Origin of the sequence: Methanosphaera sp. A6, from assembly GCF_001729395.1 — an archaeon.
GTDB lineage: Archaea > Methanobacteriota > Methanobacteria > Methanobacteriales > Methanobacteriaceae > Methanosphaera > Methanosphaera stadtmanae.
In genome coordinates, this window is the sequence record NZ_MAIF01000151.1 from 1 (window position 1) to 7,745 (window position 7,745).

Below are 7,745 nucleotides of genomic sequence, written 5' to 3' on the forward strand. Positions count from 1 at the left end.
GCATCTGTAGGTGCAGTAGTAGAAGAACCAGGTATGTTTGCACAAGGTTTAGTATTTACAGCTATTCCTGAAACTCAGGCTATCTATGGTTTCCTTATCGCTATCTTATTATTAGTATTCGGTGGAATACTTGGAGCATAAGTTTAAAAAATAATGAAGGCATTATGCCTTTAAACAAATATTTTTTGGAGGAACATAGATGAGCGTTGGAGCAGATAAAATAATATCAAATATAAAAGCAGATGCTCAAGCAAAAGCTGATGAAATTATCTCCAAAGCTAAAGCTGAAAGTGAAAAAATAATTGCTGACGGTGAAGCTAAAGCTCAAATCGAAAAAGAACAAATTCTTGACTCTGCAAATAAACAAGCTGATATGAAATATCAACAAATTATTTCAGAAGCAAAAGTTAATTCCAGAAGAAAAGAATTAGAAGCTCGTGAAGAGTTAATAGAAAAAGCTTTTAGAATAGCATCAGAAAAAATTGAAAAACTAGCATCTGAAAATTCCGCAAATTATGTGGAATCTTTAAAAGTAATGATTAAAGATGCTTCTATACAAGTAGGAAGTACACAACTCGAAATTCTTGTAAGAGAAGACGATGTTGAAAATGTAAAATCTATGATTGATGAAGTATCTGAATATGTTACAAAAGAAACTGGAAATGAAACTTCCTTTGTCATAGGAGAACCAATAGATATCATTGGTGGAGCAGTTGTAAAAACTGTAGATGGCGATGTTGAAGTAAAAAACACTATTGAAGCTCGTATGCTTCGTTATAGAAAACATCTAAGATCAGAGGTTGCTAAAAAACTATTTAGATAGTTACTGGAGGAGAATTAAATGGAAGAAAGCATTACAGGATTGATAACATCTTTCGGATTCTCTTCTCCTGAGGCATTCATTGCATTATTAGTTGTGGTACTAGCTGTAATAGGTGCAGTAATTGTAGTAATAACATTTAGACCGTTAATGGAATATTATCCATATACTTATCCAAATGCAAGAGTAAGAGCAAAAATTGGTAAAATCTTAAATGAAAAACAAATCGCAGAGTTAGCTGAATCTGAAAGCCTTGAAGAAGTACAAAACTTCTTAAGAGGACATAAAGACTATGCAAAATTCGTTGATAAATATCCAATAGAACAAGCATTAGATGCAAACTTAGCTGAATCATATGATTTATTAGCAAGAATTGCACCTGGTGATTTAAAACCAACATTTGATTTAATGTTAGATCAATGGGATATTAAAAACATAAAAAGTGTTTTAATTGCAAGAGAAGCAAAATTAAACGAAGAAGAAACTCGTGAATTATTAGTACCTTATGGTGAACTTAAAGATGATCAAGATAAATTAATTGAAGCAGATTCTGTTCAAGATTTAATTGTTGCATTGGAAGGAACACCTTATGCTAAAATACTTGAAGAAGCATTACCTGATTACAATGAAAATAAAACCTTATTAACATTAGAATCAGCATTGGATAATTACTATTATGAAAGATTATTAGTAAAATCATCAAGTCAAGCAGATGATAACACAAGAATGTTACACAGTTACATAGGAACTAAAGTAGATATTGCAAATATAAAAATTATATTAAGAGCAAAAGCTGACAATCTCACATATGATCAAATTAAACCATATGTTATAGACAATGGATATCAATTACGTGGATGGAAATTAAAAGAATTTATGGAATCTGAAGATATGAACTCTTTATTAAGTAGTATTGAAAGTTCTGAATATGGAAGCATTGTAGCAGATCATATTCCTGAATACAACTCTACAAAATCTATCACAGTATTTGATGAAGCATTAGATTCATATGAAAGAAATATGGCAAAAAATATCTTTAGGAAAAAACCATTTGGTGTAGGTCCTATTGTAGGTTTCATGAATAAAAAAGAAATCGAAATTAAAAATCTTAAAATTATTGCAAGAAGTAAAAGAGGATCTTCAATACCAAGTTCTGAAATTAAGGAGATGTTATTATGAAAAATGATATAGCTATAATGGCAGATCCAGATACTGTAACTGGTTTTATGTTAGGTGGAATCAAAAGTGGTTTCCCTGTACATAACAAAGAAGAAGCAAAAACTACTTTAAAACAATTAGTTGATGATGAATATTCAATCATTATCACTACTGAAAAAATTGGGGATGAACTTAGAGACGATATTACAAAATATACCGGATCTAAAGCATTACCAATGATAATTGAAGTACCAGATAAGTCAGGCTCACACAAACGTGAAACTGACCCAATGAATGACCTTATCAAAAGAGTTATTGGGGTTGAGATGGTAAAATGATCACAGGAAATATTATTAAAATTGCAGGTCCGGTTATTATCGGTGATGGTATGCGAGGTACCCAAATACACGAAATGGTACGTGTAGGTGATATCGGACTCATAGGTGAAATAATTGAACTTGAAGGCGACACAGCTACAGTTCAAGTTTACGAAGAAACTGCTGGTATTAAACCAGGAGAAAAAATTGAAAGTACTGGTGGTCCACTCTCAGTAGAATTAGGTCCAGGTATACTTAAATCAATTTATGATGGAATTCAAAGACCATTAGATGAAATTAAAAGTGTATCAGGAGATTTCATTCCTAGAGGGATCGATGTACCAGCATTAGATAAAGTAAAAGAATGGGAATTTAAACCTACAGCAAGTGTAGGAGACAAAGTTAATGGTGGAGACATTATAGGAACAGTTGATGAAACAAGTGCTATTGTTCACAAAATTATGATACCACCAAAAATGTCAGGTACAATTAAATCAATTGTAAGTCAAGGAAAATACAATGTAACAGAAGATATTGCTGAAGTTGAAACTGAAAATGGTATAGAAACAGTTCAAATGATGCAAGTATGGCCTGTTCGTGTAGGTAGACCTTACACTAACAAATTAGATCCAGATGTACCTCTTATAACTGGTCAAAGAGCACAAGATACATTTTTCTGTGTTGCTAAAGGTGGAACATCAGCTATGCCAGGACCATTTGGTTCAGGTAAAACAGTTACACAGCAACAATTAGCAAAATGGGCAGATGCTGATATTGTAGTATATATTGGATGTGGAGAACGTGGTAACGAAATGACAGAAGTACTTACTGAGTTCCCAGAACTTGAAGATCCAAAAACTGGAAATCCTTTAATGGACAGAACAGTTCTTATTGCAAACACATCAAACATGCCTGTAGCAGCTAGGGAAGCTTGTGTATATACAGGAATTACAATTGCTGAATACTTCAGAGATATGGGTTATGATGTAGCTCTTATGGCAGACAGTACTTCAAGATGGGCAGAAGCTATGAGGGAACTTTCTGGACGTCTTGAAGAAATGCCTGGGGAAGAAGGTTATCCTGCTTACCTAGCTTCAAGATTAGCACAGTTCTATGAACGTGCAGGAAGAGTAACCACAATAGGATCTCACAAAGCAGAAGCATCTGTAACAGTAGTTGGAGCAGTATCACCTCCTGGTGGGGACTTATCTGAACCTGTAACTCAAAACACTTTACGTATTGCAAAAGTATTTTGGGCATTAGATGCATCACTTGCAGATAGACGTCACTTCCCATCTATTAACTGGTTGAACAGTTACTCACTTTATGTTGATAGTATAACAAATTGGTGGAACTCACAAATCGGTTCAGATTGGAGAGATTTAAGAAACACAGCAATGGCTCTTTTACAGAAAGAATCAGAACTTAATGAAATTGTACAATTAGTAGGTCCTGATGCATTACCTCAAAAAGACCGTGTAACATTAGAATCTGCTCGTATGTTAAGAGAAGACTTCCTTCAACAAAACGCATTCGATGATACAGATACATACTGTTCACCAAGTAAACAATACAACATGCTTAAAACAATCTTACTTTACAACACAACAGCTCAATCTGCATTAGCTGATGGTGCTGACATTAACAAACTTGTAAACTTAGATGTAAGAGTAGATCTTGGTAAAATGAAATACATCCCAGAGGATGAATTTGAAGCAAAAGTTGAAGACATAAGAAACCGTATAACTAAAGAATGTAATGAGGCAGGACAATGAATGATGTAGATATTAAAACAAGAGAATATACTACAGTATCTGAAGTTGCAGGACCTTTAATGGTTGTTCAAGGCGTAGAAGGAGCAGCATACAATGAAATTGTAGAAATTGAAACTCCTGCTGGTGAAAACAGAACTGGACAAGTTCTTGAAGTAAAAGAAGATATTGCAGTTGTTCAAGTATTTGAAGGTACAAGTGACCTTAACACAGAATCAACAAAAGTTCGTTTCACTGGAGAAACCGCAAAAATCGGTTTATCAACAGATATGCTTGGAAGAATTTTCAATGGTATAGGTAAACCTATTGATGGTGGACCTGATATTATACCAGATCAAGAATTAGATGTAAATGGTTCTCCAATGAACCCTTCTGCAAGAGAATTCCCTGCAGAATTTATTCAAACTGGTATATCCACAATAGATGGTATGAACACTCTTGTACGTGGACAAAAATTACCTATCTTCTCAGGTTCTGGTTTACCACACAACGAACTTGCAGCACAAATTGCAAGACAAGCAAAAGTAATTGCAGAAGACAGTGAGTTTGCTGTAATATTTGGTGCTATGGGTATTACTCACGAAGAAGCAAACTTCTTCATGAATGAGTTTGAACAAACTGGTGCTCTTGAAAGAGTAACAGTATTCATGAACTTAGCAGACGATCCTGCTATTGAAAGAATTATGACCCCTAAAATGGCATTAACAACAGCTGAATATCTTGCATTTGAAAAAGGTATGCACGTATTAGTAATTCTTACTGATATTACAAACTATTGTGAAGCATTAAGGGAAATATCTTCAGCACGTAACGAAGTACCTGGTCGTAGAGGTTACCCTGGTTACATGTACACTGACTTAGCAGGTATGTATGAACGTGCAGGACGTATTAATGGTAAAGAAGGTTCTATTACACAGATGCCTATTCTTGTAATGCCACAGGATGATATTACTCACCCTATTCCTGATTTAACAGGATATATTACAGAAGGACAAGTTGTACTTAGTCGTGAATTAGATAGGACTGGTATTTACCCACCAGTAGATGTATTACCATCATTATCCAGATTAATGAGTGGAGGTATTGGTGAAGGACGTACTCGTGAAGATCACAGTGGAGTTTCAGACCAATTATATGCTGCATATGCAGAAGGTCGTGACTTACGTGATTTAACAGCAGTAGTTGGGGAAGAAGCTTTAACAGATCGTGATAGAAAATTCTTAAAATTTGCTGATGAATTTGAAGATAAATTTATTAGACAAAGTAAAGATGAAGACAGATCTATTCAAGAAACTCTTGATTTAGGTTGGAAATTATTATCTATCTTACCTAAAACTGAACTTAAACGTGTTAAAGATCAATACGTTGAACAATACTTACCACAAAGTGAAACAGAAGAATAATTTCTTTTATTCTTTTATTTCTATGGTAAATTGTATAAGTGAAGGAGGCTAGATAATGGCAAATGAAAAATTGGATGGAATTAATCCAACACGTAATGAACTTCTTAATCTAAAAGACAGAGCTAAACTGTCTATAAAAGGTCATAGTCTTCTTAAAGAAAAAAGAGATGCTCTTATTAAGGAGTTTTTCGAAATTTTAGATCGTGTTCAAGGTTCAAGAGATGAAGTTGAAAAAAAATTAGCAATAGCTTACTCTGAACTAAACAAAGCTCAAATAGACATGGGAGACATGGCAGTAAAAAGAGCAGCTTTATCTGTTAGAGAATCAATTGAACTCGATATAAGTTCTAGAAGTATTATGGGTGTTTCTGTCCCTGTTGTAAAAAGCAGAGCTACACATAATGATGTACTTAGCAGAGGTTATGGTTTTGCTGGAACTTCAGCTAACTTGGATGTCGCAGCTAAAGAGTTTGAAGAATCTATTAAGATTATTATTGAACTTGGTGAGATTGAAAAAACCATTATAATGTTAGCTAGAGAAGTAGAAGCAACTAAAAGAAGAGTAAATGCTTTAGAGCATGTAATTATTCCTCGTATTAAAAACACTATTTCATTTATTGAAATGCGTTTGGAGGAAATGGAAAGGGAAAGCTTCGCACAACTTAAGGTAATTAAGAAAAATATCGACGAAAGAGAATAAGTATTATGGATTTATTTTCCATGATAATTCTTTTTTTATCCTTTCCACTTTTTATATTAACTATTTTTTTTATTTAATTTTTAAATAAAATACTTATTTTACTTTTAACATAAATTATTTTATTATTAAAAAAGTATGAGGGTTGTGTTGTTATTACTAAAATATTAATTATTGGTTCTAATACGCGGTCAATTTCAAGGTCATTTAAATTGTTAGGTTATACAGTTTATGCTACTAGTTTTTATGATGTTACTGATGCATATGAATTTGTAGATAAGTTACTAGTTCCAAGTGATATTAATGATTTTAGTTTAAAATCTTTAGAGGATATTGCACTTGATTATGTGGATGATGTAGATTATATAATTTTTACTAGTGATGTTGATACTACACGTTTTCCAAAGAGTAAGGTTATTGGTAATTATAATACTGATTTAGTTAATAATAAATTTAAGTTATATAAATTTTTACATAAGAATTTTCTTTTACCTAAAACATATAAATTAAATGATATGGATGAAGCCCAGGAAATTGTTTTAAATAATCCTAATAAGAAGTATGTTATTAAACCTGTTTATGGTACTGGTGGCTTGAATATTCATTGGTTTAGTAGGGATGTTTATGTTGATGATGAATTTTTACTTCAAGAGTATGTTTATGGTGATAGTGTTAGTAGTTCTTTTCTATCATATCCTAATCATGAAATTGAATTTATTACATCTTCTGAACAGATTATTGGTTCAAAAATGTTAGGAGCACGTGATTTTACCTATTGTGGTAATATTACTCCCTATATTAATTCTAGTTCTAAGATAAAAAATATTTCTGCAAAGATATCTCGTATGTGTAAGTTGGTTGGATCTAATGGTATTGATTTTGTTGTAGATAATAATAAGGTTTATGTCTTAGAGGTTAATCCTAGAATTCAAGGTTCTTTTGAGTGTGTTGAGCGAAGTTTTAATATGAATCTTGCAAAGGCCCACATGGATATTTATAATAACATTCCAGTAAACATACCTAAGGTTAAACAGTTCTGTGTTAAATTAATTGCATATGCTAGAAATAATGGCATGTGTAATTTAGAAAATATACCTTATGTTTATGATAAATCTGATTGTAGTTATATTTTTAGAAAAGGAGAACCTATTGCAACTATTATAGTTAGTGATAGAATTTTGGAAAATGCTATGAGTAAGGCTGAAAGAATTCGAAAATCTGTTTATAATTCTTTCATATAATTTTTTTTTAGAAAAAGAGTTAAAAATAAATTTAAAAGAAAAATTTTTATTAAATTATTCCATATTGTATAAGAATAAACATTATTACACCAAATGCCATGAGGAAGGGAATAATTATTAAAACTTTTGTATATATTTTAAATAACTTTAGTTTTTTCTCTGGATTTTGTTTAAAATATTCTTTTAATGGATCTTCATAAGGCATAGTTTTATACTCCCTTATATTTATTATGTAATATATGTTATATTAAGTAATTTATAATATCAAATAATTTTCTTTAAAAATAGTTTTTTTTAGATATAATAGTAGTCCCGAGCGGAGTCGAACCGCTGTCAC

8 protein-coding genes and 1 pseudogene are annotated in these 7,745 nt (G+C 32.0%); 8 read left to right on the top strand and 1 reads right to left on the bottom strand.

Annotated features, from left to right (window positions below; all coding sequences use genetic code 11):
- From A9758_RS06290 to A9758_RS06325, 8 genes and pseudogenes are all read left to right on the top strand, one after another.
- Positions 1-141: pseudogene (locus tag A9758_RS06290) on the top strand (V-type ATP synthase subunit K); the annotation flags it as partial.
- A 58-nt stretch (positions 142-199) separates the two neighbouring features.
- Positions 200-823 (top strand): V-type proton ATPase subunit E, encoded by a 624-nt coding sequence (locus tag A9758_RS06295; RefSeq protein WP_011406718.1) that lies wholly within the window; start codon positions 200-202, stop codon positions 821-823.
- A gap of 18 nt (positions 824-841) precedes the next feature.
- Positions 842-1,999: a V-type ATP synthase subunit C gene (locus tag A9758_RS06300; protein ID WP_011406717.1), complete on the top strand. Its 1,158-nt coding sequence runs from the start codon at positions 842-844 to the stop codon at positions 1,997-1,999.
- Complete coding sequence (locus tag A9758_RS06305) at positions 1,996-2,316, top strand: V-type ATP synthase subunit F (protein WP_011406716.1); 321 nt, start codon at positions 1,996-1,998, stop codon at positions 2,314-2,316. The genes A9758_RS06300 and A9758_RS06305 overlap by 4 nt, the downstream gene beginning before the upstream one ends.
- The gene (locus tag A9758_RS06310) at positions 2,313-4,070 is read left to right on the top strand and encodes an ATP synthase subunit A (protein WP_011406715.1); all 1,758 of its coding nucleotides are present in this window, start codon (positions 2,313-2,315) and stop codon (positions 4,068-4,070) included. Before A9758_RS06305 ends, A9758_RS06310 begins: the two co-directional genes overlap by 4 nt.
- Positions 4,067-5,470: an ATP synthase subunit B gene (locus A9758_RS06315; RefSeq protein ID WP_011406714.1), complete on the top strand. Its 1,404-nt coding sequence runs from the start codon at positions 4,067-4,069 to the stop codon at positions 5,468-5,470. Before A9758_RS06310 ends, A9758_RS06315 begins: the two co-directional genes overlap by 4 nt.
- 55 nt (positions 5,471-5,525) lie before the next feature.
- Positions 5,526-6,170, top strand: coding sequence for a V-type ATP synthase subunit D (locus tag A9758_RS06320; protein WP_011406713.1), 645 nt, complete (start codon positions 5,526-5,528; stop codon positions 6,168-6,170).
- Between the two features lie 209 nt (positions 6,171-6,379).
- On the top strand, positions 6,380-7,408 hold the full coding sequence (locus tag A9758_RS06325; RefSeq protein ID WP_011406712.1) for an ATP-grasp domain-containing protein: 1,029 nt from the start codon (positions 6,380-6,382) through the stop codon (positions 7,406-7,408).
- A gap of 49 nt (positions 7,409-7,457) precedes the next feature.
- Here the strand turns inward: A9758_RS06325 and A9758_RS07615 are convergent, their stop codons facing one another.
- Positions 7,458-7,613 (bottom strand): hypothetical protein, encoded by a 156-nt coding sequence (locus A9758_RS07615; protein WP_011406711.1) that lies wholly within the window; start codon positions 7,611-7,613, stop codon positions 7,458-7,460.
- Positions 7,614-7,745 lie beyond the last annotated feature (132 nt).

Excerpts from the sequence above, each read along its gene's own strand:
- A9758_RS06295 (WP_011406718.1), top strand. The coding sequence starts at position 200 with ATGAGCGTTGGAGCAGATAAAATAATATCAAATATAAAAGCAGATGCT.
- A9758_RS06300 (WP_011406717.1), top strand. The coding sequence starts at position 842 with ATGGAAGAAAGCATTACAGGATTGATAACATCTTTCGGATTCTCTTCT.
- A9758_RS06305 (WP_011406716.1), top strand. The coding sequence starts at position 1,996 with ATGAAAAATGATATAGCTATAATGGCAGATCCAGATACTGTAACTGGT.
- A9758_RS06310 (WP_011406715.1), top strand. The coding sequence starts at position 2,313 with ATGATCACAGGAAATATTATTAAAATTGCAGGTCCGGTTATTATCGGT.
- A9758_RS06315 (WP_011406714.1), top strand. The coding sequence starts at position 4,067 with ATGAATGATGTAGATATTAAAACAAGAGAATATACTACAGTATCTGAA.
- A9758_RS06320 (WP_011406713.1), top strand. The coding sequence starts at position 5,526 with ATGGCAAATGAAAAATTGGATGGAATTAATCCAACACGTAATGAACTT.
- A9758_RS07615 (WP_011406711.1), bottom strand. The coding sequence starts at position 7,613 with ATGCCTTATGAAGATCCATTAAAAGAATATTTTAAACAAAATCCAGAG.